The following is a 24,722-nucleotide window of genomic DNA, read 5'->3' on the forward strand; positions in this document are numbered from 1 at the left end:
GGAGGAAACCATGGAACGATTAAGCGTCAATTTAGCGGGGGTTACCTTGAAGAACCCGGTGATGCCGGCAAGTGGGACGGCCGCCTACGGCCAGGAGTTGGCCCAGCAACTGGATTTGAACGAATTGGGTGGTTTGGTGATCAAGTCGACCACGGCCCAACCGAAAGCGGGGAACCCCCGTCCCACCACGGCGGAGACGACCGCGGGGTGGTTGAACGCTATCGGGTTGAAGAACCCTGGCGTGGCCAACGTGGTGCAAGAAAAGCTACCGTGGCTGGCGGCTCGTTATCCGGATTTACCCATCGTGGGCAGTGTGGCCGGGGCGAGTTTTGCCGAATACGTGAGCGTCGCCCGGCAACTGGACGCGGTGCCTAACGTGAAACTCTTGGAAATTAATATTTCGTGCCCCAACGTCGACCATGGGGGCTTGGCCTTCGGGACGGACCCCCACACGGTAGAGACCCTGACGCGCGAGATTACCGCAGCGGTGACTAAGCCGGTGTTCATGAAGCTGACGCCGAACGTGACGGACATCGTGCCGATTGCGTTAGCCGCCGAAGCGGGGGGCGCATCCGGGTTGACCATGATCAACACTTTAACGGGGATGGGCATCGATTTGACCACCCGCAAGCCGATTCTGGCCCACGGGACCGGCGGGTTGTCGGGCAAAGCGATTCATCCCTTGGCGGTCCGGATGATTCACCAGGTTCGCCAACACACTAAGTTGCCCATCATTGGGGTGGGTGGGGTCTTTACACCCGAAGATGTCTTGGAATTTTATCTGGCCGGCGCCAACGCGGTGGAAGTTGGAGCGGCGACTTATGGTCGGCCCACGGCTTGTGCCGACATCGTGCGGGAACTTCCCGCCGCGATGGACCGGTACGGCATTGATTGTTTACAAACGTTGATCGCCCAGGTTCAGGGTTAACCAGACTGCCGCGCCCCATTGTTGTACAATGGGGCGCGGCAGTTTACCTATGAGAAGTATTGCTTGTGGACTTTTTTTACGATTATGCGGTAGAATCAAGGAGACTTGGGGAAGGAGCTTGGGAATATGCCAAGAAAAAAGACCCGTCGCCGGTGGTGGGGAACGTTACTGTTCCTAATCTTGATTCTAGTATCGCTAGGTTTGATTTTTAACGAGCAAATCAAGACCTGGATGGTGTCGTCCTATCAACCGAAGGTAACGGCCGGTTCGGTCCGGAAAAATCAAAAGAAAAAAGCCTCGTACGATTTTAAAAAAGTTAAGTCGTTGGACTTCTCGACGGTGGCTAAGGCCCGTTTGAATTCCAAAGACATTCACGTCGTTGGTCAGATCTACATGCCCCAATCGGATATTCATTTGCCAATTGCCAAGGGCGTCAGTAACGAGGTGCTGGCGTTGACCGCGGGTACCATGCGTGCGGACCAGAAAATGGGTCAGGGCAACTATCCGTTAGCCGGACACCACATGGTTTCACATACGATTCTGTTCAGTCCGTTGTACTTCAAGACGCAAGTGGGCCAGAAGATTTATCTGACGAATTCGACGAAGGTTTACGAATACCGCGTCACGGTCCGAAAGTTCATTCCGGCGACCGCCGTTCAGGTGGTGGCTCAGACCAAGCAGAAACTGGTCACGTTGATTACCTGTGATGCAACGGGGGCTAACCGCTTGATGATTCGGGGAAAGTACGTCAAGCAGATGCCGTATAAGCAAGCACCGTTGAGCGTTCGTAAGGGCTTTGCGGGTAGCTTTAATAACCGTTACTAAGTTAACCACCAATGATTAAGGGACCCAGGACAATCAGTTCTGGGTCCCTTTTGAGTCCCGTGAATGGCATCCGGGATGCTTATGGGGCTGAATCTCGTGGTCAGCGGGTATCCGCGAACGACGGAAAAAAACTTATTGTTATAGTGAAACTGTTTTACATTGTAATTAAAAATATCGGTTTTAAAATTGTTTGACTTATCTGGTATATAAAAATAAAAATATTAGGTTATTTAAGTTGATAATCGAGTTCTATCGTTGATATATTAGGGATTATATTGATTTAAAAATTACCAAACGATGCAGCTTTTAAAATTTTGGGTATCAAATTATAAGTGTCTTTGTTGCACACATGGTAAATTGTGGACAAAAAAATACGAGCATGTTATTATACTTGTGAATCATCGATGACTTCAAAGAACAATAGCCAAAAGCCTAGCTGGCATGACCTTTTACACATTAAAGTGGTCGGCCTATTAAAGAGAATTGATAAGACGAAGAGCTTGTTTTTAGGTCTATGGGCTTAAGGATGGGGAGCACAATGCGAATTCGATATGGTTGTCTATTGTTACTCAGTCTCGTCACGTTTGCCTGGGGCGGAATTGTCCCGGTAAAGGGGGCGTCAGACGTTCAACAATCGCAGTACGAAGTGCAGTTAACTCCCGAAAATCAGATTGGCACCGGCAATGGTGGGTCACAAGTCGGCGGTAGCACGGGGGACTCTAGTCACCCCGTGACCAATAATACTAACGGCCAAGGCGCAACGGTCACGGGAAGTTCAACACCCGCTCAAACGACGGCACCGCAGTATGCGGCTGCGGCCCCAACGTCGTTGAGCGGTCGATTACCGCAATTGTCGGAACAGCAATGGACCGGATTTGGATTGCTCGGTGTCATCATTTTGGGATTGATGTTTTGGGTATGGAAGCTGAGCCGGAAAAACCGGCGTTCATAAAAATGAGGAGTGTATGAATTATGACTAAGAAAACCTTACAATTATTAGCGACCGTTGCTGCGGTGACGGGCTTAGGATTAGCAACGACCGCTACGGCCCACGCGGAAACGGGGACTAAGAGTACGTCCGCCACCGTGACGTTAAACGCGGGTCCCGTTGACCCGACTGATCCAGGTAACGCCGGGGGAATTAAGTTAGTTTCCGCACCAACGTTGAACTTTAATGCCCTGGAGTTAGACGGGGCGTCCGCCCAGACGTCGACTCTGGATAAAGTCGATCCCGTGGTCATTACCAACCCCGGGGTTGCTACTGGGTGGAACGTGACGGTAGCTAACACCGCTTTTGCAACTGAGGCTAACGGTGCCGGCGATATAATCAAGGCCGGAAGTATGGTCTTAACGAGTTCGACGCCAACGACGTCAAACACTGACAACACGGACGCAACGAACGTCCCAACCCCAAGTAACGTTAGCTTGAACACCCAAGGGACTGAGGCTGTGCCGGTAGCCACGGCGGCAGCTAAGTCCGGTCTAGGAACTTGGAACGTGAACTACTCCAAAGCGGACTTGACGGTTCCCGCGAACAACGTTGCCGGAACGTACACGTCTGACTTAACTTGGACGTTAACGAACGCGCCAGCTTAACGTTAAGGAATAAGGAGGCACCACAATGAAGCACTTATTGCTAATATTTGTGGCCTCGTTAGCACTCGGAGCGAGTTGGCCGGCAATTGCTTCAGCGAGTGCCGATAAAACGACATCCGCGAGAGTTACGGTCAACTCGGACTTGGGGACGGATCCGGTCCCCCCGGTGGATCCGGATGGCTCGGGAAATCCGTTCCCGGGAGATCCAAATGATCCGAATAATCCGGGAACTGGATCGCGCGGACATCTCACGTTGGACTATATTTCAAATTTGAAATTTCAGCAACGGGGGGTTACGGGTAATTTCATTACGGCTACCGCCACTAATCAGCGGGCGTTCGTCCAAATTAGTGACCGACGGGGAACTGGGACCGGCTGGAGTTTGCTGCTGAAGCCGGAGCCGTTAGTGGGTCAAAAGGATGCGACGTCGATTGAGGCGGCGACCCTGTCTTTGGGCTCGGCGTACTTCCTCGCTAGCGGTGCGAATATTACCAAGGCGCCCGCGTTCGTCGCTAAGTCGGCCTTACCGATGAATAGTTACTCGTTAGTTGCCCGCGCTCAGAGCGTTCCTGGCGATCGACAGGGGATGGGGACGTGGTTGTTGCGGCTAAACACGAAATCAACGGACCCAACAACCCTCAACGTGGCATCGTCGGCGGTGACGACACAACAGAACTATCAGGGGACGCTCTCGTGGTTACTAACGGATGCGCCACAATGAGTCATAATAGAAATCAAGCGATGGGGGTGTGCTGCACAACCATCGCTTTTTTTAATCACCGACAGTGAATGCGGTGACTTTGCCGGATTCAAAATCAAGAATAACTCCTAGCAGGTTTGCTATAATGAAGGCAAATAAGGAAGATGGAAGTAAATAAAGAAGTTGGAGGTCATTAAGCATGAAAAAACGTCTTTTGCAGTGGTTGTTAGTTTTGGGGACCATGCTGTTGACATTGGGGGGGTACCACCAGCTCGCGCATGCTGAATCGGTTGGTTATACCGTTAACGCGATTCTTCCTAAAAACCAAGATGATGCCGCGGCAACGTATTTTGCGTTACGGATGAAACCTAACCAACAACAAAAATTGGCGGTCGTGATCACGAACCAAACGAAGCAGACTCAGCGGTTTCAGGTGCGGGTCAATCAAGCCATTACGAATGAAAACGGGGTCATTGACTATAGTCAAAGCAACCCAACGCTTGATCAATCGCTGAAGACGGGGATTAAAGACATTTTTGCCAAGCCCAGTTTACCAACAGTAACCATCCCCGGGAAAAAGTCTAAGACGGTTTCATTAAAGGTTAAGATGCCCGCCACTCAGCTGAACGGGATGATTCTGGGCGGCATCAACGTGCAGAAACTCAATGCGGATGAGAAAAAGGCCAAGAAGGGTGTCATGATCAATAACCGGTTTGCCTACGTGATTGGCGTCCGGCTACGTGAATCCGGCGTGAACGTTGCACCAAATCTGAAGTTACTCGCCGTAGAGGCCGGTCAAACGAATTCGTTGAACCAGGTCAAGGCGCAGCTACAGAACCCGGAACCCGGGATCATGAACAACTTGAAGGTGAAGGCCCAGGTCACGAAGCAGGGTGATAGTCAGGTCATCTTAAAGAATGAAAAGGCTAACATGTCGATGGCGCCAAACAGTAACTTCAAGTACGCCATTCCGTGGGGGAACACCCAACTAAAGGCTGGCACCTATACGCTGACCTTGGACGCAACGGCTAAGGGTGGTTACAAGTGGCACTTCGTCAAGAACTTCACGGTAACCCAAAAGCAATTAAGCAAATTGAGCAACAAGTTCAACCAACCCCAACAGAAGAGTTATTTCTGGTGGTTCGTGGGTGGTGGCGTGATTATCGTGGCGTTGTTAGCGGTTATTCTCTACCTGCTTTTGAAGAACCGGCGCCGTCAAGATAAGGACTAAGTCGGATCACTAATCTTAAAACTGGACACTCGTGGCGACCACTTAATTGAACGGTGCGTAACCTGGGTGCTAAAAAGCGCCAATTATTCCTGGATTTGGAATAGTTGGCGCTTTTACGTTTATTAAAAGGTGAGTTGGATAAACGTCGCGAACAGTTTAGCCCCGTATAGGAGAATGATCACGCCACAGACCAGGTTGATCACACGTAAGATGCGGGCGTTAAAGACGGTTTTGAACCGCGTGATGAGTAAGGTGATGCTCAAGAACCAAACGACGGAAGCTAGCGCAACACCGGTAATGAACGGCGTCGCACTGCTGGCCGGCATCGAGACGTGGAAGGCGCCCAGCAACATGGTCCCGTCAATGATGGCCTGGGGGTTGCACCAGGTCACGACAAAGGCGGTCACGATGGTCTTGCCGAGGGCGGTGACAACTTCCTGGGGGGCTTGGGTCGTGGGGTGTGTCCGGAGTAGCCCCACCCCAATGTAAATGACAATTAAACTCCCCACGAGCAAAATCGCGGCTTGCAACCAATGGTAACGTTGCATTAACGCGCCGATGCCAAAAAAGCAACTGAGCGAAAGGGCAATGTCGAAGAAAATCACGATCAAAGCGGTCAGCAACGCCCGGTGTTTTGGTTGGCCCAGAGCGGAGTTGATGACGAATAAGTTTTGTAGGCCGATGGGGGCCACGTAGGCCAGCCCCATTGTGAGTCCTTGGAACAGAAAAGTCATGGTTGAATTACCTCACTTGATTGAATGGATAGGTTCAGTATAGGGACCCAGAGCAACGGCGTCCCCAACCAAATCAGAATTGGGCACCCAACCAAGTAAAAAATGAGTGAGCGATTTTTAAAGCCAACTGAAAATAGACCCGTTCGGGAATAGTAAAATCCGGAACGGGTCTATTTTGAGAGCCACACTGGGCCAGTTTTCGGGACTAGAGACCTAACGGAGAACCGGTAGCGGCTAAAGGCATTTAAACGACTATAATAGAAGAAAAAGGCTATTGTAAGGCCGTTAACCAGGCCGGAACTGCGGCGGCTAGTTCTTGGTAGGTCAACTCGAATTTGTGCGTATACCAGGGATCGTCGATGGCTTGACCCTGTCGCCCAGGCAAGATGTCTAAACAGAGCTTGACCTTAGCGGCGTCGGCTGCCGAGGGGGCCAGCCGTTGGAGATTGGCGACGTTGGCGTGATCCATGGTGATGATGGTGTCGGCCCAGTCGAAGTCTGCCGCGGTGATGGGCCGGGAGCGGTGGGCGCTGGCGTCGAGACCGTGTTGGCGCATGACCCGTAACGCCCCGGGATGGGGATGATTCCCTTCTTCTTCGGGACTAGTTGCGACGGACTCGACGGTAAAGTGATTTTGCCAGCCGTGATCGTCAATGACCTGCTGGGCGATGGCTTCGGCCATGGGGGAGCGGCAGATGTTGCCGAGACAAACGAATAAGATATGGTGCATATGGTGAACCTCCTAAAGGATTGGTAAAATTGCTGGGTAGATGCTGGTGTCGCCCTACCGCGTTTGTTATGATAAGTCTAACAAATTTAATTGGAGGAGTGGTCACGATGGCTTGGATTATTGCCATTATTGTGGTGGTTTTATTGGTGATCTGGTATGTGATGCTGTACAACGGCTTCATCCAGATCCGCACGCACGTGCAAGAGTCATGGAGTCAAATCGACGTGCAACTCAAACGACGTAACGATTTGATTCCGAACTTGGTCTCCACGACTAAGGGATACGCGAACTATGAACAATCAACTTTAAAGAAGGTTGTGGAATTACGGAACCAGTTAACGGCGGTTCCTGCCGGTGATCGGCAACAAACCATGGAAGTGTCCAACGCCTTATCCGGAACATTACGTTCCCTGTTTGCGGTCGCGGAAAACTACCCAGATTTGAAAGCCAACACGCAGTTTTCTAAGTTAATGGAAGAATTAACGAACACGGAAAACAAGATTGCGTACTCACGGCAGTTGTATAACAGTACCGTGGCTAGCTTGAACATGAAGGTTCAATCCTTCCCTAGCAATATTGTGGCGAACATTCACCACTTCAAGCAAGAAGCGTACTTACAGGTTCCAGAAGAAGAAAAAACGGCGCCAAACGTGAACTTTGACGACTTTGGCAACGATAATAAGTAGGCGATTGTATGCTGTATGAACAAATTGCCATGAACAAACGACGAACCGGCTACGTGATGGCCGGTTTTACGCTATTAGTGGTCGCGTTGGGGGCGGCCCTCGGTGACGTCTTTGCGGGCAGCTGGGTGGCCGGCTGTCTGTGGGCGGTAGTCGTGACGGCCGTGTATATGGTCATCATGATCAGTAACTCGACCGACGTGGTCATGAGCTTGAACAACGCGCAAGAGATCAAAAATGAAGACCAGGCGCCGCAACTTTGGCACCTGATCGAAGACATGGCCATGGTCGGTCAGGTCCCGATGCCCCGGGTGTTCATCATTAACGATGCCAGCCCGAACGCGTTTGCCACGGGGAATAATCCCGAACACTCGGCCGTGGCCGTGACCACCGGGTTATTGACGCGGTTGAACCGTGAAGAGCTTGAGGGCGTGATCGGTCACGAAATCTCTCACGTTCGGAACTACGACATTCGGTTGCAAACCATTGCCCTGGCGTTGTCGGCCGCCATTAGTTTTTTGGTCAACCTGGCTAGTAACCTGATGTGGTTCGGGGCCGGCCGGCGCAACGATGACGATCGGGATTCGGCCGGTGGCGCCATTGCGATGGTGGTTTCCATCTTATTGATTTTCTTAGCACCGTTGGCGGCCAGTATCGCGCAGATGGCATTATCGCGTAACCGTGAATACCTGGCCGACGCGTCTAGCGTGGAGCTGACGCGAAATCCCCAGGGGTTGATCTCGGCGCTAGAAAAGATTGACGATAGCGAACCGATGCAGGAGGCCGACCCCAGTAGCGCGGCCATGTACATCGGCGATCCGTTTAAAAATAAGCGGAAAATGACGGACCTTTTTGCGACGCATCCGCCAATCGCCGATCGGATTGCCCGGCTGGAAAAAATGTAACGAAAAAACTCACCGAAACGGCGGTGTTTCGGTGTACAATGGGAAAGGAATTTTAGTAGAAAGAGTGTAAAGCGCATGCGTGGAAATTTTGTCTATCTCAGTTTAGAACCCGTTACCAACATGGTTTACTCGCTCGGGGTGTCCCCCGCCGATTTTTTAAACGGGGTCCCCGAGGTCCCCAATCAGCTTCTTTTGCTTAATGCGGAGGCTGGGACCGACGTCACGTTGAATCCGCACACGCGTTTTCAAACCATCGCGGGCCAGGCCCAAGTGCGGCGCTACTTACTGGCGAAGCACACGGCCGCGGTCAAATGGCTCGATTACGTTCACGCGGATGATTTAGACTTTTTACTCCCGTCAGAAATTGCGGAACTATTGTACCTGGGGCACATGGAGACCCATCTTCGGACCCCGTTTTACGCGAAGTTACAAAATGAGTACGCCTTTTTGACGCTACGCGACGGGTTTTATAAGATTTACTACCGGCAACTTGGCAACTTCAACCACGTGTTGGATGTCAGTATCAAGCGGCACTTGCGCTCGATGCACAACAACCGGTGGGTCTTTGCCCGGCCGTTAGCCATCAGCGACGTGCCCCACGAAATCTTGCTGCAACTCACGGAGGGGTTAATGGATGGCGCGGTGATTGCGTTCGATCAATTGGTCGAACGGCACCGGGTCTACATGATCCCGGTCCGGGCCGTCCACCATCCCGAACACCAGGCGACCTGGCACACCCAAGAAGAGGTGTACGCCGATTCCAAGGAAGTGGCCAGTCTGCGCTACGACCTGACCACCCGCGAATGGGCACTAACGATTCACGACAACCAGGAATTCAGCGAGGTGGCGGATTTAATTTAACGCGAAGGCTCCCGGACGATTTAATCGTGACAGGGGTTTTTATTTTGGCCATTGACGGGTTTTACCGGGGACTACCGGAACCGGTTTAAGGCCGAATGGTGGGCGTTTGGCCTTAAAAGACGGTGACCGGTGGGGGCGTCCATCCGGCTTTTTAAATTTTCTGTCGGGGATTCATGGTATAATGAGAATCAGAATTTTATCCCGGACCGGCTTGGCCCGAGAAAGCTAATGACGGGTGGCGGCAGTGCCACGCGAAAATGGGAGTTAGACAAAATGAAGATGCAACTTGCGGAAATTGCCCATGCAGTCGGGGCAATCAATGATTACGAACAGTGGGCGGGCGTCAACGTGACCAGCGTGGCGTTTGATAGTCGGCACCTCCAACCAGGGGGCCTCTTTATCCCATTGACCGGGGAACAAGACGGTCACCAGTTTATCCAATCGGCGATTGATCACGGTGCGGCGGCGACCCTGTGGGCCCAAGATTTAGCCAAGGCCCCGGCCGATTTCCCCGTAATTCAAGTCGAAAACTCGCTGACCGCCTTACAAACGTTAGCCCGTTATTATTTGACCAAGATCAATCCCCGGGTGGTTGCCATTACCGGGAGCAACGGGAAGACCACGACCAAGGACATGATTGCGGCGCTGTTGAGCACGCAATTCAATGTGACTAAGACCTACGCCAATTTCAACAACGAGATTGGGGTCCCGATGACGGTGTTGTCGATGGAGCCCAATACCGAAATGCTAGTGGTGGAAATGGGGATGGACCGGCCCGGCCAGCTGGACTTCTTGAGTAAGCTGGTTACGCCGGACGTCGCTGTGATCACCATGATTGGGGAAGCCCATATCGAATTCTTCGGCACTCGGGATAAGATTGCGGACGCTAAGTTTGAGATCACCCACGGGTTGAGTGACGACGGCTTCTTCGTCTACGATGGCGACGAACCGCTGTTACGCCAACGGGTGACCGACCTCGACCAACAACAAGCTACCTTTGGGCGGCACGAGACGGACGATCTCTACGCGACCGATGTGACCGACACGCCAACCAGTACCAGTTTCACCACCAATAAGTGGCCTAAGGTGCGGTTTACGGTACCGATGATTGGGGACTATAACGTCAACAACGCGTTGGCGGCCCTAACCGTGGCTGACCTGTACCGGATTCGGCCTGAAAATGCGCAAAAGGCGCTGCAGACGGTCCCGTTGACCAAGAACCGGGCCGAATGGTTGACTGGTGCGCAGGGTGAAAACCTGCTGAGCGACGTGTACAACTCTAACCCCACGGCGGTTCGTGAGGTCTTACACGCCTTCGGGCAAACGCCGGTTAAGGGGCGGCGTTTAGTGGTCCTAGGCGACATGTTGGAACTGGGTGACCAGTCCGCTGAACTGCACGCCGGGTTAGCTAGCGCCCTAGATCCTGCCAAGTTTGCGCACGTTTACTTGGTGGGCCCGCAGATGAAAGCCTTGCAGGCGGCGTTAGCGGCGCAAGCTCCGGAATTACCCGTGACGCACTTTGATAGTGCGGATTTAGCGGGGGTCACGGCGGCGTTACAAGCGACGGTGACGGCCGACGACCAAATATTATTAAAGGGGTCGCATGGCATTCACCTTGAAAACGTGCTGGCACAACTCCTACCGACTGAAAAAAAATGAAAATAGTTTAAATGTAAGCAATTTCCAGGAGTCTTGGAAGTTGCTTATTTTAATCCGGCGTTGTATGATGGTTGAGTTGTAAAATTTAAGAATCGAACTTACTCCGCTCTAGCCAATTGTTAGCCGCACCACGGGAAACGGATTTTTTCCAAGACGAACAAGGCACTAGGGTGACGTACTCACTATTAGGAGGAAATTATACTTGAAGTTTAAAGAACTGGGTCTTTCCGAGGACCTACTGAAAGCTGTTACTGAAGCAGGTTACGAAGAAGCGACCCCAATTCAAGCCGAAACCATCCCCATGGTCTTGGCTGGCCAAGATGTGATTGGCCAAGCCCAAACTGGGACTGGTAAGACGGCGGCCTTTGCACTTCCTATTCTGGAAAAGATTGATAAAAGCAATCCTAACGTGCAGGCCTTAGTGGTCTCCCCAACCCGGGAACTGGCCATCCAAACCCAAGAAGAAATCTATAAGCTCGGCCGTAACGAACGGGCTAACGTCCAAGTCGTTTATGGTGGGGCCGACATCCGGCGTCAAATCAAGAGCTTAAAGAACCACCCTCAAGTGGTGGTTGGGACGCCCGGTCGATTATTAGACCACATCCGGCGTCGGACCTTGAAGCTGGATCACGTTCAAATGTTGGTGTTAGATGAAGCCGACGAAATGTTGAACATGGGCTTCTTGGACGACATTGAAGACATTATCAAGCAATTACCAGAGGAACGGCAAACCATGCTGTTCTCCGCAACCATGCCACCCGAAATCAAGCGGGTTGGTGTGCAATTCATGCAAGACCCGAAGCACGTGAAGATCAAGGCCAAGGAATTGACCACGGACTTGATCGACCAATACTACGTGCGGTCCCGGGACTTTGAAAAGTTTGACGTCATGACGCGCTTCTTCGACGTCCAAGACCCAGACTTGACCATCGTCTTCACGCGGACGAAGCGTCGGGTTGACGAAATCTCCAACGGCTTACAAGCCCGCGGCTACAACGCTGCCGGAATTCACGGGGACTTGACGCAAAAGCGGCGGACCCAGATCATGAACGAATTCCGTCATGGGAAGTTAGATATCCTGGTGGCAACCGACGTGGCTGCCCGGGGGATCGATATCAACGACGTGACCCACGTGTACAACTACGATATTCCGCAAGATCCAGACAGTTACGTTCACCGGGTCGGCCGGACGGGCCGTGCCGGGAAGCACGGGGTTTCCATGACCTTCGTGACGCCGAACGAAATGGGGTACTTACGTGAAATCGAGAAGTTGACTAAAGTGCGGATGCTGCCTTTGAAGCCACCTTCGGCTGAAGAAGCCTTTGTCGGCCAATTGGGTGTGGCAAAGGAAGCTGTTTCCGACTTAATCAACAAGACGGATACGGAAAAGTACGCGGACGCGGCGAAGAGCTTACTGGACGAGTACGATGCTGAAGACTTAGCTGCGGCGTTATTAAACGCGGTAACCAAGGACGACAACAGCCAAGTACCCGTTAAGATTACGCCAGAACGGCCATTGCCTAAGCGCGGTGGCAAACGTCATGGTAGCGGCGGTGGGTATCACCGCGGCGGCGGTTACCACCGTGGTGGTGGTAACGGCGGCAGTCACCATGGTGGTGGCGAACACCGGCACTACGACCGGAACCGGCGGAGCGGTAACGACCGCAATGACCGGAACCGGGGCGGCAATCGTGACCGGCGCAGCAACGGTGGTCGGCGTTCCGAAGGGGCCAAGCATGGCTTCACGATTCGGAAAAAAGACTAGTTTCAGCTAAAAGAGAATGATTAGGGAATCCCGCATTGGCGTATGGCTGATGCGGGATTTTTTTTGCAGTAGTTGAATGTTAGCATCTGCCCGGAACGGCTAAGGGCATGGAATCAGTGATTCTGAACCAGCCACCCATGGTGAAGATGACCCGCAAAAACATTTATATTTGAAAAAAATATCTTCTTTAGCAAACAACGCCATAATGTGTCGTGGGGCTATGCTACACTTAGCGCATTACTTGCAAAAAGGAGAATTATCAGAATGAAGAACAGCTTGATTAAGAAAATTGTCGTAAGCGGTGCCGTAGTCGTTGGCATGTTCGCCTTTGGCGGCGTCATGCCGGCCAGTGCCAGTACGGTTACGCCCAATAACGGCCATTTTGCTTCGCGCACAGTCACTTATCATATTAATTCGTCATCCAAACACTGGCAAAAGGTTTGGAAAAAGGCAATCCATAAGTTCGGCCACAACGGCACCATCAAATTAAAGGCCACTACGAAGAAAAAGGCCCAACTGACGCTGACCACCGTCGCGAAGTTTAAGAATCATGGGACTTGGGATGCTTCATGGAGTGACGATGATGCGACGGGAGTACGGACGTCTGCACGTTTACGGTTGAGTCGAAAAGATTGCAACGAAAAATTGTACATAGCTAAAATTAATACTATAGTTTACGGTGAGTCAAGATATCCAGTAGAAGCTATTGCGGCCGGAGTAGGTCTTGACCACTCCACTAAGAATAAGGGGAGTTTGATGAACGATAATGAGTGGCATAGTAATTTAACGAAAGGCGATAAATTGGGTTTGGCGGAGGCCTACGCTAACGTGAAGTAATCAAGTATCAAATATAGCAGATCAAGAGGGTTGCCGAATTGGGCAACCCTCTTTTGCAACGGTCAACGTGCTGCGCCCAAGCAAAAAACTCACCCAACGTTAAGTTGGGTGAGTCGAAGGTTATGACTTTAATTTTCAGACGACGCAGCGTGGTCGTTGGCCGCTTGGACGAAGGCCTGGTAGGCCACTTCCTCGTCGGTCGGCCGTACGGTAATCTGGTTTAAAACGGCGTGGTGCAAGTCGGCTTCCGGTAAATCCAATTTGGCGTTAAACGTGGCGTTACCAATCAAGTGCAACTGGCTAGTCGCCGCCGTAGCGCCTAACACCACGCGGACCTGAACTAAGCCACCCGGATTCCGGACCGTAATGGGGTGGGCCGGGTCGAACTGGTCGGCAAATTGTCGGGCGAAGGCCAGGCTGGTGGCCGACATGCCCGTCCCACAGGCATTGGTGAAGCCCACGCCGCGTTCGTAGGTTTGCACGAAGAGTTGGTTGGGACCTTCGATGACCGCAAAGCTTACGTTGACGCCCTCCGTAAAGTAGGGGTTAGCCGCGTTTAACCCCTGGCCGAGTTGACCGAGATCGGCCTGATCGATCTGGTCGACGAAGCTGATCAGGTGCGGATTGGGCACGGCGATGGCCGTAAACCGTTGTTGCGGAAGAAACTCGGGCACTAATTGGTTGTCGAGCACGGGTTGGTCGTGGTAGTGCAGCGGCAGGTCGGTGGCGGCCATGGAAATCGGCGCGATTTGCACGCTGTAGGCCGGGACTTTGGGTGCCAAGGCCGGGGCTTGTTCGACGGCCAAATCCATGAACGGCGTGGCGACTTTGAATTTAGTTTGTTGAAACTTCTCGGCTAAATACCGCGTCACGGTCCGGAGTCCGTTGCCGCACATCTTGGCTTCGCTCCCGTCGGCGTTGATGATGCGCATCTCGCCCAAACAGCCGGGATGGGTGGTGTGGTTGACCACCAGTACGCCGTCCGCGCCGCCTAAGACGTGGTGGGCGGGATTACAGAGTTGAATGGCCAGTTGGCTTAATTCGCCGTCGGTTAGTGGTAGGTCGAGTTGGGTCTGGTCGAGGATGAAGAATTGATTTTCGGAGCCGTGGGCTTTGGTTAGGGTACTCATTGATTAGTCACCTCGCTAGGTTGAAAGAAGGTCTGGTAGATGCGGCGGACGGCGTTATCGGCGTCCTTGGATTGGACGCCGAGCATGATGGAGATCCGCGAGGCCCCCTGGTTGATCATGTGGATGGCGATGTTGTGTTCGGTCAACGAATCGATGACCTTGCCAATGGTGCCGATGTTGTGGGCAATGCCTTCGCCGACTACCATAATGATGGCGTAATCGTCGATCCATTCCAGGTAATCGGGAGCCAACGTTTGGCGGACGTCGTTGCACAGGGCCTTGATGGTGGCGCTGTCGAGTTTGGACCGATCGAAAATGATGGTCAGGTCGTCGATTCCGGAAGGCATGTGTTCGTACGAAATGTTATAACGCCGGAAGATTTCCAGCAGTTTCAGGGTGAAGCCGACTTCCTTGTTCAGCAGGTAGCGGTGCAGGTACAGGGCCGAGAAGCGGTTCGAACTGGCAATCCCCGTGATGGGCGAAGCCGGGTTGAACACGAACTGGGACGGGACGATTAGGGTTCCGGGTGCGCTCGGATTATTGGTGTTTTTGACGTTAACGGGCACTTGACCCTGCACGGCGGGGATGATGGCTTCATCTTGGAAGACGGAGAAGCCGGCGTACGAAAGTTCGCGCATTTCCCGGTACGACATCTTCTGGATGACGGCGGGGTGGTCGACCACGTGGTTGTTCGCCGCGTAGATGGCGTCGACGTCGGTGAAGTTTTCGTAGAGGTCGGCGTTGAGGCCCCGACTCAGGATGGCCCCAGTGATGTCGGAACCCCCGCGGGCAAACGTATAGATCTCGCCAGCCGGCGTATAGCCGAAGAAGCCCGGAAAGACCAACCGGGTGTCTTGTGGGTGCAGTTGGGCGAGATTGGCGTAGGTGGCGGGTAGAACGTCGGCGTCGTTGGGGTGGCCGGTGACCAGGATGCCGGCGGTACGGGGATCTATGAACTTGGCCGGAATCCCCTGTTGATTTAAGACGGCCGCCAGCAAAATGGCGTTTAACAACTCACCGTGGGCCTTGAAGGCCGCCATTAAGTGGTCGTCGTCGCTAAATGACGTGGTGGCCAGGGCGGTCAACTTTTGTTGGATCAACGTCAATGTGGCGGCGGGAAGTTCGAAGTAGTCACTGATTTCCTGGTACCGGTCACTGATGGCGGTGACGGTCGGTTGAAAATCGGTTCCTTGTTGAACCTGGGTCGCGTATTGAATCAAGAGATCGGTGACCTTGATGTCGCCGGCAAACCGTTTGCCGGGGGCGGAGGTCACGACGACCCGCCGATCCGGGTCGGCCTTGATGATATTAATAACCTTATTAACCTGTTGGCCGGTGGCTAATGAACTCCCACCAAACTTAACGACTTTCACATTCATCACCTCAAAGAATTAAAAAAGACTCATCTATTTTTAATGACGACTTTATCAGTTTTTGGGATTAAATCAAGCGGTGAATTTTAAATTTGATTTGTAAAGTTAGAAAACATTTGGAAAAACGATGAGACCCCTTGACGAATTATGAGAACTGTTATAATCTAAAACACAATTGAATGATAGAGGTTGCAACCAACATGAGTATCTCCGTGAGTTCCTGTATGAACGCTGACCGGGGAGAAAGGGACGGTTGCCGAAGCGCTAGGGGATACAGAACCTAGTGAGCTGGGACGGGTCACCAAGAGGACCCGAACTGTCGTAGCAAAAAATAGTCGGCTACGGGGCGCTTACGACGATAAAAGATACAGACTCTGATCAGATCTGGGATCTCTTTGTTTACGTGAGCAAACAAAGAGATCCCTTTTTTCGTTCCCGGGCTAAGGTGAAAGGTAGGAACAAGCAAATGAAGAATCCAGACTTAACCGCGAGTGCCGCGGGACATTTAATGATTGGTGGGGTGGACACCGTTGAACTGGCCCAGCAATTCGGAACACCGTTGGTCGTCTACGACGTGGCGGCGATTCGCCACCAGATTCAAGCCTTTCGGGATAGTTTAGTGGCTAACGGACTACGGTACCAAATCAGTTACGCCAGCAAAGCGTTTGCCACGGTGGCCATGTACCAACTGGTCAACCAAACGGGAATCCACACGGACGTGGTGTCCGGCGGCGAACTCTACACGGCCTTACAGGCGGGGTTACCGGCCGAGCGCATCAGCTTTCATGGGAACAACAAATCCCGGGCCGAATTAGAGATGGCGGTCGATCACCACATTGGGGTCATCATCCTCGATAACTTTTACGAGATTCAACTCCTACACGAAATTTTGCTGGAAAAGAATACGAACGTCGACGTGATGCTCCGGTTGACGCCGGGAATTTCGGCGCACACTCACAAGTATATCCAGACCGGCCAGGTCGATAGTAAATTCGGGTTTGACGTGGATTCCGGTCAGGCCGATCAAGCGGTCCAGGCCGTGTTGAACATCGAGCAGATGCATTTGATCGGGATTCACGCCCACATCGGGTCCCAAATCTTTGGCCCCGAAGGATTTGAATTACTGGTCAACAAGTTGGTGGATATTGCCGCCGATTGGCGCGCGAAGTTTCATTACGTGCCACAGATCTTAAACCTCGGTGGGGGCTTTGGAATTCGGTACACGCAAGCCGACCATCCCCTAGGACCCGAAACGTTTATCGACGACATTGCGGCGGCCTTGAAGAAGCGAGTCGCGCAGCGGCAACTGGAACTTCCAGAGATCTGGATCGAACCGGGCCGCTCAATCGTGGGACCGGCCGGCTACAACCTCTACACCGTGGGCGCACGCAAGGATATTCCGGAACTAACCTCGTACGTGGCAGTCGACGGGGGGATGGGCGATAACATTCGGCCAGCACTCTACCAGGCCAAGTACGAAGCGGTTTGCGCCAATCACCTAAACGCCCCCACCGTAGAACCCGTGCATTTAGCGGGGAAGTACTGTGAATCCGGCGACATTCTGATCGACCAGGCCGCACTGCCGGCCGTGGTGCCCGGTGATTTGGTGGCGGTCCTTGCGACCGGTGCCTACGGGTACTCGATGGCGTCAAACTATAACCGTAATCCGCGACCTGCCGTGGTTTTTGTCGAAAACGGCCAAGCCAAGTGTGTGGTCCAACGTGAAAGTTATGCCGATTTAACCCGGTTGGATCAACCGTACCTATAGATAGGAGAGAATGAGATGCAAAAATTAAGTGCTGAAGAAATCATTGCCTACATCGGCAACGCCCAGAAGGTCACCCCGGTCAAGGTCACCCTGAAAGGTCACTTCACGGCCGCCGACATTCCGGCAGACGTCCAGAGTTTTCTGACGGCGGACTTCGCCATTCTCTACGGCGATTACCGGGCCATCGCCCCGTTACTCGCCGACCGGGATGCGGCCGACTATCATTTAGAAGTGACTGCCCAGAACTCGGCGGTCCCGTTACTCCCGATCGAACACGTCAACGCGCGGATCGAACCGGGCGCCATTATCCGCGACCAGGTTACGATTGGCGATAACGCCGTGGTCATGATGGGCGCCGTGATTAATATCGGCGCTGAGATTGGGGCGGGGACCATGATCGACATGGGGGCCGTCTTGGGCGGCCGCGCCACGGTTGGTCAAAATTCCCATATCGGCGCCAACGCCGTTTTGGCTGGTGTGGTCGAACCTGCGTCCGCTAAGCCGGTCACCATCGGCAACAACGTCACGGTGGGCGCCAACGCGGTGGTCCTCGAAGGCATTGAAGTCGGGGATAACGCCGTGGTCGGCGCGGGGGCCGTGGTCACTAAGGACGTGGCCCCAAACGCCGTGGTCGCCGGGGTTCCCGCACGGATCTTGAAGGTCAAAGACCAGCAGACCGTTGATAAGACCCACATCGAACAGGACCTCCGCCGCCTATGACCTTAACTGAAGATCAACTCATCCAGATTCGCCGCCACCTCCACCAGATTCCGGAGCTGGCGCTACACGAAACGCAAACACACGCCTATTTAAAGGAAGTTATCGCAAGTTTTTCGCAGGTCTACCTGACCGTCCACGAGGATTCCCGGTTACCCACGGCGTTGCTAGTTCGGGTGGCCGGTAGTCGGCCCCAACGGACCATCGGCTACCGGACCGACATCGACGCTTTACCGGTCAGTGAGCCGGCCGACCACGCGGTGCGTTCACAGCATCCCGGCGTGATGCACGCCTGCGGACATGACATTCACATGAGTGTCGCCTTGGGAATCCTGAGTTACTTTGCGACCCACCAGCCGCTCGATAACCTGGTCTTCTTCTTTCAACCCGCCGAGGAAAGCGAAAGCGGGGGCAAACGGGCCTATGACTTGGGCCTCTTTACCGGCGATTACCGGGTCGACGAGTTCTACGGGCTACACGATAATCCCGATTTACCGACCGGGACGATCGGGTGTCGCAACGGGACATTATTCGCCGGCACCACGGAGGTCAACCTGACCGTTCACGGTAAGAGTGGTCACGCGGCCTTTCCCCACGAAGCGACCGATGCCGTGGTGATCGCCGCGGCTTTGATCCTGCAACTGCAGACCATTATCTCGCGGGACATTGACCCCACGCGCTGTGGCGTGATCACATTTGGGAAGGTCACGGCCGGGACAATTCGCAACGTGATTGCCGGGGAGGCCCGGTTAGAAGGGACGATTCGGGGGCTGACTCAGGAGATGCTCTTACGGATCCGCCAACGGGTCCAGGAGGTCGCTAACGGCGTGGCGGCAACCTACAACGCGACCATTGACGTTGACTTTAATCAGGGCGGGTACTATCCCGTTGAAAATAATCCCAAACTCACCCAACGATTCATCACGTACATGCAACGGGCGCCGCAAGTGGCCTTTCAGGAGACCCGACCGGCCATGACGGGTGAGGACTTTGGCTACCTACTCGCGCAGATTCCGGGGACCATGTTCTGGTTGGGCGTGGATAGTCCCGGTGCGCTGCACGCCGCGACCTTTGTGCCGCACGAGGCAGCCATCATAGCGGGCGTGACGGCCATGACCGGATTTTTAGAACAACGCATGCAAGCTTAAAAAAGGAGTGGACATGGTGAAAACAGCAGATTTAATCACGGCAATCATCACACCGTTTAACGCTGACGCAACGGCCATCAATTACGAGGCCCTAGAACACCTGACCAACCGGTTGCTGGCCACGGGGACCAACGGATTCGTCATCGGCGGGACCACGGGGGAGACCCCGACGTTGACCACGGCCGAAAAATTAGAACTTTACACCCGGTTCGCTAAAATTGTGGCCGGCCGGGCGATGATCATTGCTGGCTGTGGGAGCAACAATACCCAAGCGACCATTGACTTTACCCGGCAGGTCGCCCAGATTCCGGGGATCGACTACGCCTTAGAAGTGGTACCGTACTACAATAAACCTAATCAACGGGGGATGGTTGCCCACTTTAAGGCCATCGCGGCCACGGCGGGTTTGCCAATCATCATCTATAACATTCCCGGCCGGACCGGGGTCACCATGACCAAGGAAACTGTCGTGGAATTGGCGCAGGTCGCTAACGTGGCGGGCATCAAGCAGTGTGGGTCGCTGAGTGACCTGGAATACATTGTGGAACACGCGCCGCAGGACTTTCTGGTTTACACCGGTGAAGACGCCCAAGCCTTGTTCGCCAAGGTGATCGGGGCGACCGGCGTGGTCTCCGTGGCCTCACACCTTTACGGCGATCAGATGGCGGCGATGTATCACAGTCTAGAAACCGGCCACGTGCAACACGCCGGGGCACTGCAACGCCAATTGACGCCCAAGATGGCGGCACTGTTTATGTACCCGTCACCGGCGCCGGTCAAGGCCGTGTTGAACGACCGGGGTTATCAAGTTGGCGGCTGTCGGTTGCCGATTCAGACCCTAACGGCCGACGAAAAGGCTCGGCTTTACCAGGCGTTAGGTGACAAAGAGGAGGTCCAGGAATGATTTCAGCGATTGTGTCCGGGTTTACCGGCGCCATGGGGCAAAAGGTCCTTGCCATGCTTCAAGCGGACGCGCAACTCCAACTAGTTGGCGTCTACAATCCGTCCGTGACGGACTTGACGCCCACGACGTACGGGCTAGAACCGACCGTTTTGGTCTTTAACCAGCTCGAGCAGATTACGATTGGCGCCGACGTGTGGATCGATTTCAGTACGCCGGGTGGGGCGTTTGCCAACACCCAGTTCGCCATTGAACACGGAATCCGACCCGTTATCGGGACCAGCGGGATGAGTGAGGCCCAGATTGCGGACCTGAAACGCTTGGCCGACCAACGGCACGTGGGCGGGATCATTGCCGCCAACTTCGGGGTTTCGGCCGTACTAATGATGAAGTTCGCCCAATTGGCGGCTAAGTACTTCGCTCACGCCGAGGTGGTGGAATACCACCATGACGATAAGCTAGACGCACCGTCCGGCACCGCCCTGAACACGGCCAAGTTGATTTACGACGCTCAGGGCCACGACGAGTCCGGAAATCCCCGGGAACAAGATCCCCTGGGGGCACGCGGTGGGGACTATCACGGCATCAAGATCCACGCGATTCGTTTACCCGGCTTTGTGGCCGACGAGGAAGCCATTTTCGGTGGGCCCGGTGAAACGTTGACCATCAAGCAAAGCACCACCGACCGGACGTCATTTATGACCGGTGTGCGGCTGGCGCTGGATGCGGTGATGACGCGCGATGAATTAATCGTGGGGTTGGAGCAATTGATTTAGGGCGCCGATAAGTGCTTCGGACGAAAGAATGAACAATTTGTGAAAACGCAGACAAGTGAATGGTTTCAGGGTATGCTAGTAGCAGGCTGGCTGATTAGACGACCAGCACCAGCGAAAATTTAACGAATGAGGTGAGGGCGCATGCCCCAATTAGATGCAAACGTCAAGGATATCGTGAACCAAACCGTAGCTCCCATCGGGATTTCCCCGATTCGATACTTCGCCCAGAAGTTCGCAAAGATTCCCGATTTAATCAAGTTAACGTTAGGCGAACCCGACTTTAACGTGCCCGAACACGTCAAGCAGGCCGCCATCGACAGTATCAAGGCCAACAAGTCCCACTACGCCCCGCAAAAGGGAATTTTACCCTTGCGGCAGGCCATTAGTGACTACCTAGACGACCGGTTTGGGGTGCATTACGATCCCGCAACGGAAGTGGTGGTCACGGTCGGCGCGACGGAGGCCATCTTCGCGGCGTTCGGGGCCATCTTAAACCCCGGTGACAAGGTTTTAATTCCCACGCCAACATTTTCGTTGTACATGGCGGTGGTGAAGCTGTTCGGGGCCATTCCGGTGGAAATCGATACCACGGCCGACGGGTTTCAACTGACCGGTAAGCATTTACAAGCGGTGATCGATCGCGAAGGTGCTGAGAACGTGAAGGCGTTGGTCCTGAACTTCCCGGGCAACCCCACGGGATTTGAATACACCCGGGCGCAACTGGAAGAGATCGCCAACGTGGTACGTGATCAATCCATGTACGTGATGACCGACGAAATTTACGCCGAATTAACGTACGACCAACCCCACGTGTCGATGGCCGAACTGCTGCCCGGTAAAAGCATTTTAGTTAACGGGCTATCCAAATCGCACGCGATGACCGGCTACCGGGTGGGCTACTTTGTGGGTCCGGCCGACTTTATCGCCAACGCCACGAAGGTCCACGGGTTTGCCGTGACCAGCGTGTCGAACCCGGCCCAGTACGCGGCGCTAGCGGCGTTGACCACCGGCCGCGACGATGCTAAGCCCATGTGCGAAGCCTACCGTCAACGGCGCGACTTCGTGGTGGCAAAGTTAAACGCTTTAGGGTACCAGACCTTAAAACCTGCCGGGGCCTTCTATACCTTCTCGAAGATTCCCGCCGAATTTCAGTTGAGTTCGGTTGAATTTGCCGAGAAGCTAGCCGAAGAAGGCAAGGTGGGGGTGACGCCGGGGAACTGTTTCGGGGAGAGCGGTGAAGGCTACTTCCGGATTTCCTATGCGGCGTCCATGGCCGATATTCAAACGGCGATGGCTCGGTTGGCCGTCTTTACGGAGAAATTAACGCAACACGCTTAGATTTAGTGGCATATGAGAAAGGGTGACAGGTTTATGAGTGAAGGGTATATAGTGGCAATTTTAGGGGCGACGGGTGCCGTGGGAACGCGGATGATTCAACAGTTAGCCGCTTCGACGATTCCGGTCGCCAAGTTGAAGTTATTAGCCTCCCAACGTTCGGCGGGCAAGGTGCTCACGTTTAAGGACCAGCAGGTGACGGTGGAAGAAGCCAAGCCGGAATCGTTTACCGGCGTCGACATCGTGTTAGCTTCGGCGGGCGGGAGCGTGTCTAAGAAATTCCTGCCGGAAGCCGTTAAGCGCGGGGCGGTCTGTGTCGACAACACCAGTGCCTTTCGGATGGAGCCAGACGTGCCGTTGGTGGTTCCCGAGGTCAACGAGAACGTGTTGCCGCGGCATCACGGTATTATCGCCAACCCAAACTGTTCGACCATCATGATGATGGTGGCCTTGGAACCGATTCGTCAGGCCGTGGGACTCAAGCAGATCATCGTGTCGACCTATCAGGCCGCTTCTGGTGCGGGCCAGTCCGCACTAAACGAACTGTACAGTGAAGCCCAGGATTACCTGGATCACAAAGACATGCAAGCGACGATCTTCCCGACCAAGGGGGAACCCAAGCACTACCCGTTAGCCTTTAACTTATTGCCGCAAATTGATGTGTTGGAAGATAACTATTACTCCCACGAAGAGTGGAAAATGATTCACGAAACCAAGAAAATCATGTTGAACGACATGGACGCGCCCGACATTAAGGTCACGGCGACCTGTGTGCGGGTGCCCGTCCCGATTAGTCACGGGGAATCCGTCTGGATCGATACCGGCGATCCGGACGCCACGGTCGACGAACTCAGAGCGGCGATCGACGCGGCGCCCGGCGTGGTCTTACAGGACGACCCGGCCCATCAGGTCTACCCGCAACCCATCAACGCGACCGGCAAGCGCGAGACTTTCGTGGGGCGGATTCGTGCCGATTTGGAAAATCCGGGGGCGTTCAATCTCTGGATTGTGTCCGATAACCTGTTAAAGGGTGCGGCGTGGAACACGGTTCAAATCGCGGAACGCTTAGTTGCCCAAAAGCTGGTCTAAGTATTGTCTTAAAGTGAAGAAACGTTTGACCGGTGCGTGTGGGCAAAACGGGTACCGGTGAGCCAAACGACACGTTAGAAAAGGGGATATCCGGCTGGTGTTTCATGACCGGGTTTGGGCATTCCCAATCAACTGAATTCAGACCAGACTAATAGGGGACCTTCGCAAGTTGCGAAGGTCCCCTATTAACGTTTCCGGTTAGTTTTGCAGGCTAGTTCAAACGATCCACGAAGGCCTGAAACAGGGCCCGTTGCCGCGGGTCTTCCGCCCACATGTTTTCGGGGTGCCACTGAACGCCCTGAACGTTGACGTTGGGCGTTTCGATGCCTTCGATCACCCCGTCGTTGGCCCGGGCAACCACCCGCACACCGGGCGCCGGGGTCTTGATGGCCTGATGATGGCGCGAGTTAACGAAGGGGTGGGGACCCACCGCCCGTTGGAGTGCCGAAGGACCGACCGTGACGTGGTGGGTCGGCAGATTTCCGGGCGCCTGTTGGTGGTGTTGAATCCGATAGTCGCTAGGGTATTGGGAGGCCAGATCCTGATAGAGGGTGCCCCCCAGGGCGACGTTAATGATTTGCATTCCCCGACAGATGCCTAGAATGGGGATGTGCTGGGCCACCGCGTGCTGAGCCAGAGCGACTTCGAACAGGTCGCGGGGGCGGTAGGTGAGGCCTAACGCCGGAACGGGGTCCTCCCCGAAGAGGGTGGGGTCGATGTCCGGCCCGCCGGTAAAGATGATGCCGTCCAGTCGACTGAGCAGGCCGTCTACCTGGTCTGCCGGTAAGTGGGGCAGACTGACGGGAATGCCACCGGTCGCCAGTACCGCGTTGACCGCGTCACGGGGGACGAAGTCGGCGTGTTTTTCGTTGATGACGGGTGTCGTTTCGAAGAGGACATCCGCCGTGATCCCAATAAGTTTACGCATTAAAGCCAACTCCCTTATGCTGTTGTCATAGAGCTAATTCTAGCTGAAGGGCCCTGATTGTCAACTGGTGTTCTTCTCTGACGACGGTTGTGGTGGTCAGGTC

At 54.0% G+C, this 24,722-nt stretch carries 24 protein-coding genes and 1 riboswitch; of the genes, 19 read left to right on the forward strand and 5 right to left on the reverse strand.

The features are described 5' to 3' along the window. Nucleotides 1–10 precede the first annotated feature (10 nt). The 6 genes from FD25_RS05550 to FD25_RS05575 all read left to right on the forward strand — a co-directional run bounded on the left by FD25_RS05550 (nucleotide 11) and on the right by FD25_RS05575 (nucleotide 5,280). A complete protein-coding gene (locus tag FD25_RS05550; protein ID WP_057802186.1) occupies nucleotides 11–928 on the forward strand; it encodes a dihydroorotate dehydrogenase in 918 nt (305 codons plus the stop codon). A gap of 126 nt (nucleotides 929–1,054) precedes the next feature. Continuing rightward, nucleotides 1,055–1,753 (forward strand): class A sortase, encoded by a 699-nt coding sequence (locus FD25_RS05555; protein WP_057802188.1) that lies wholly within the window; start codon nucleotides 1,055–1,057, stop codon nucleotides 1,751–1,753. Between the two features lie 538 nt (nucleotides 1,754–2,291). Then, a complete protein-coding gene (locus FD25_RS05560) occupies nucleotides 2,292–2,705 on the forward strand; it encodes a hypothetical protein (RefSeq protein WP_057802190.1) in 414 nt (137 codons plus the stop codon). Between the two features lie 20 nt (nucleotides 2,706–2,725). Then, nucleotides 2,726–3,349, forward strand: a complete 624-nt coding sequence (locus FD25_RS05565) for a WxL domain-containing protein (protein ID WP_057802192.1) — start codon at nucleotides 2,726–2,728, stop codon at nucleotides 3,347–3,349. A 25-nt stretch (nucleotides 3,350–3,374) separates the two neighbouring features. Next, nucleotides 3,375–4,070 carry a WxL domain-containing protein gene (locus FD25_RS05570; RefSeq protein WP_057802195.1) on the forward strand — a complete coding sequence of 232 codons (696 nt, stop codon included), beginning with the start codon at nucleotides 3,375–3,377 and terminating at the stop codon, nucleotides 4,068–4,070. A 178-nt stretch (nucleotides 4,071–4,248) separates the two neighbouring features. Next, on the forward strand, nucleotides 4,249–5,280 hold the full coding sequence (locus tag FD25_RS05575) for a WxLIP family cell surface protein (RefSeq protein WP_057802197.1): 1,032 nt from the start codon (nucleotides 4,249–4,251) through the stop codon (nucleotides 5,278–5,280). 122 nt (nucleotides 5,281–5,402) lie between these two features. On the opposite strand, the gene FD25_RS05580 is transcribed toward FD25_RS05575, so the two are convergent. Then, a complete protein-coding gene (locus FD25_RS05580; protein ID WP_057802198.1) occupies nucleotides 5,403–6,014 on the reverse strand; it encodes a LysE/ArgO family amino acid transporter in 612 nt (203 codons plus the stop codon). Between the two features lie 271 nt (nucleotides 6,015–6,285). Next, nucleotides 6,286–6,744 carry a low molecular weight protein-tyrosine-phosphatase gene (locus tag FD25_RS05585; RefSeq protein WP_057802200.1) on the reverse strand — a complete coding sequence of 153 codons (459 nt, stop codon included), beginning with the start codon at nucleotides 6,742–6,744 and terminating at the stop codon, nucleotides 6,286–6,288. A gap of 107 nt (nucleotides 6,745–6,851) precedes the next feature. Between FD25_RS05585 and FD25_RS05590 the strand changes: the two genes are divergently transcribed. The 6 genes from FD25_RS05590 (at nucleotide 6,852) to FD25_RS05615 (ending at nucleotide 13,454) form a co-directional block, all read left to right on the forward strand. After that, nucleotides 6,852–7,430 (forward strand): LemA family protein, encoded by a 579-nt coding sequence (locus tag FD25_RS05590; protein WP_057802203.1) that lies wholly within the window; start codon nucleotides 6,852–6,854, stop codon nucleotides 7,428–7,430. An 8-nt stretch (nucleotides 7,431–7,438) separates the two neighbouring features. Next, complete coding sequence (gene htpX, locus FD25_RS05595; RefSeq protein WP_057802204.1) at nucleotides 7,439–8,332, forward strand: zinc metalloprotease HtpX; 894 nt, start codon at nucleotides 7,439–7,441, stop codon at nucleotides 8,330–8,332. Nucleotides 8,333–8,407: 75 nt separating this feature from the next. After that, nucleotides 8,408–9,193, forward strand: coding sequence for a hypothetical protein (locus tag FD25_RS05600; RefSeq protein WP_057731243.1), 786 nt, complete (start codon nucleotides 8,408–8,410; stop codon nucleotides 9,191–9,193). A gap of 273 nt (nucleotides 9,194–9,466) precedes the next feature. Continuing rightward, the gene (locus tag FD25_RS05605; RefSeq protein WP_057802207.1) at nucleotides 9,467–10,852 is read left to right on the forward strand and encodes a UDP-N-acetylmuramoyl-tripeptide--D-alanyl-D-alanine ligase; all 1,386 of its coding nucleotides are present in this window, start codon (nucleotides 9,467–9,469) and stop codon (nucleotides 10,850–10,852) included. A 202-nt stretch (nucleotides 10,853–11,054) separates the two neighbouring features. After that, the gene (gene cshA / locus FD25_RS05610; RefSeq protein ID WP_057802208.1) at nucleotides 11,055–12,617 is read left to right on the forward strand and encodes a degradosome RNA helicase CshA; all 1,563 of its coding nucleotides are present in this window, start codon (nucleotides 11,055–11,057) and stop codon (nucleotides 12,615–12,617) included. A gap of 264 nt (nucleotides 12,618–12,881) precedes the next feature. Next, nucleotides 12,882–13,454 (forward strand): hypothetical protein, encoded by a 573-nt coding sequence (locus FD25_RS05615; RefSeq protein WP_057802210.1) that lies wholly within the window; start codon nucleotides 12,882–12,884, stop codon nucleotides 13,452–13,454. A gap of 128 nt (nucleotides 13,455–13,582) precedes the next feature. Here FD25_RS05615 and dapF read toward each other — a convergent pair whose 3' ends face one another. Continuing rightward, nucleotides 13,583–14,584, reverse strand: coding sequence for a diaminopimelate epimerase (dapF, locus tag FD25_RS05620; protein ID WP_057802213.1), 1,002 nt, complete (start codon nucleotides 14,582–14,584; stop codon nucleotides 13,583–13,585). Then, the gene (locus FD25_RS05625; protein ID WP_057802215.1) at nucleotides 14,581–15,957 is read right to left on the reverse strand and encodes an aspartate kinase; all 1,377 of its coding nucleotides are present in this window, start codon (nucleotides 15,955–15,957) and stop codon (nucleotides 14,581–14,583) included. The genes dapF and FD25_RS05625 overlap by 4 nt, the downstream gene beginning before the upstream one ends. 175 nt (nucleotides 15,958–16,132) lie before the next feature. Continuing rightward, nucleotides 16,133–16,317: riboswitch (Lysine riboswitch) on the forward strand. Nucleotides 16,318–16,423: 106 nt separating this feature from the next. On the opposite strand from FD25_RS05625, the gene lysA reads away from it, so the two are divergent. The 7 genes from lysA (at nucleotide 16,424) to FD25_RS05660 (ending at nucleotide 23,691) form a co-directional block, all read left to right on the forward strand. Continuing rightward, nucleotides 16,424–17,725 carry a diaminopimelate decarboxylase gene (lysA, locus tag FD25_RS05630; protein ID WP_057802217.1) on the forward strand — a complete coding sequence of 434 codons (1,302 nt, stop codon included), beginning with the start codon at nucleotides 16,424–16,426 and terminating at the stop codon, nucleotides 17,723–17,725. A 15-nt stretch (nucleotides 17,726–17,740) separates the two neighbouring features. Next, nucleotides 17,741–18,445, forward strand: coding sequence for a 2,3,4,5-tetrahydropyridine-2,6-dicarboxylate N-acetyltransferase (gene dapD / locus FD25_RS05635; RefSeq protein WP_057802219.1), 705 nt, complete (start codon nucleotides 17,741–17,743; stop codon nucleotides 18,443–18,445). After that, on the forward strand, nucleotides 18,442–19,590 hold the full coding sequence (locus tag FD25_RS05640; protein ID WP_057802221.1) for an N-acetyldiaminopimelate deacetylase: 1,149 nt from the start codon (nucleotides 18,442–18,444) through the stop codon (nucleotides 19,588–19,590). The genes dapD and FD25_RS05640 overlap by 4 nt, the downstream gene beginning before the upstream one ends. 13 nt (nucleotides 19,591–19,603) lie before the next feature. Further along, nucleotides 19,604–20,494 carry a 4-hydroxy-tetrahydrodipicolinate synthase gene (gene dapA / locus FD25_RS05645; protein ID WP_057802223.1) on the forward strand — a complete coding sequence of 297 codons (891 nt, stop codon included), beginning with the start codon at nucleotides 19,604–19,606 and terminating at the stop codon, nucleotides 20,492–20,494. Then, nucleotides 20,491–21,267, forward strand: a complete 777-nt coding sequence (gene dapB / locus FD25_RS05650; protein ID WP_057802225.1) for a 4-hydroxy-tetrahydrodipicolinate reductase — start codon at nucleotides 20,491–20,493, stop codon at nucleotides 21,265–21,267. Before dapA ends, dapB begins: the two co-directional genes overlap by 4 nt. 141 nt (nucleotides 21,268–21,408) lie before the next feature. After that, on the forward strand, nucleotides 21,409–22,605 hold the full coding sequence (locus tag FD25_RS05655) for an aminotransferase class I/II-fold pyridoxal phosphate-dependent enzyme (RefSeq protein WP_057802227.1): 1,197 nt from the start codon (nucleotides 21,409–21,411) through the stop codon (nucleotides 22,603–22,605). A 33-nt stretch (nucleotides 22,606–22,638) separates the two neighbouring features. Continuing rightward, nucleotides 22,639–23,691: an aspartate-semialdehyde dehydrogenase gene (locus FD25_RS05660; RefSeq protein ID WP_057802230.1), complete on the forward strand. Its 1,053-nt coding sequence runs from the start codon at nucleotides 22,639–22,641 to the stop codon at nucleotides 23,689–23,691. Nucleotides 23,692–23,902: 211 nt separating this feature from the next. On the opposite strand, the gene FD25_RS05665 is transcribed toward FD25_RS05660, so the two are convergent. Further along, nucleotides 23,903–24,619, reverse strand: a complete 717-nt coding sequence (locus tag FD25_RS05665; RefSeq protein ID WP_057802231.1) for a gamma-glutamyl-gamma-aminobutyrate hydrolase family protein — start codon at nucleotides 24,617–24,619, stop codon at nucleotides 23,903–23,905. Between the last annotated feature and the right edge of the window lie 103 nt (nucleotides 24,620–24,722).

Origin of the sequence: Levilactobacillus acidifarinae DSM 19394 = JCM 15949 (assembly GCF_001434835.1) — a bacterium.
GTDB lineage: Bacteria > Bacillota > Bacilli > Lactobacillales > Lactobacillaceae > Levilactobacillus > Levilactobacillus acidifarinae.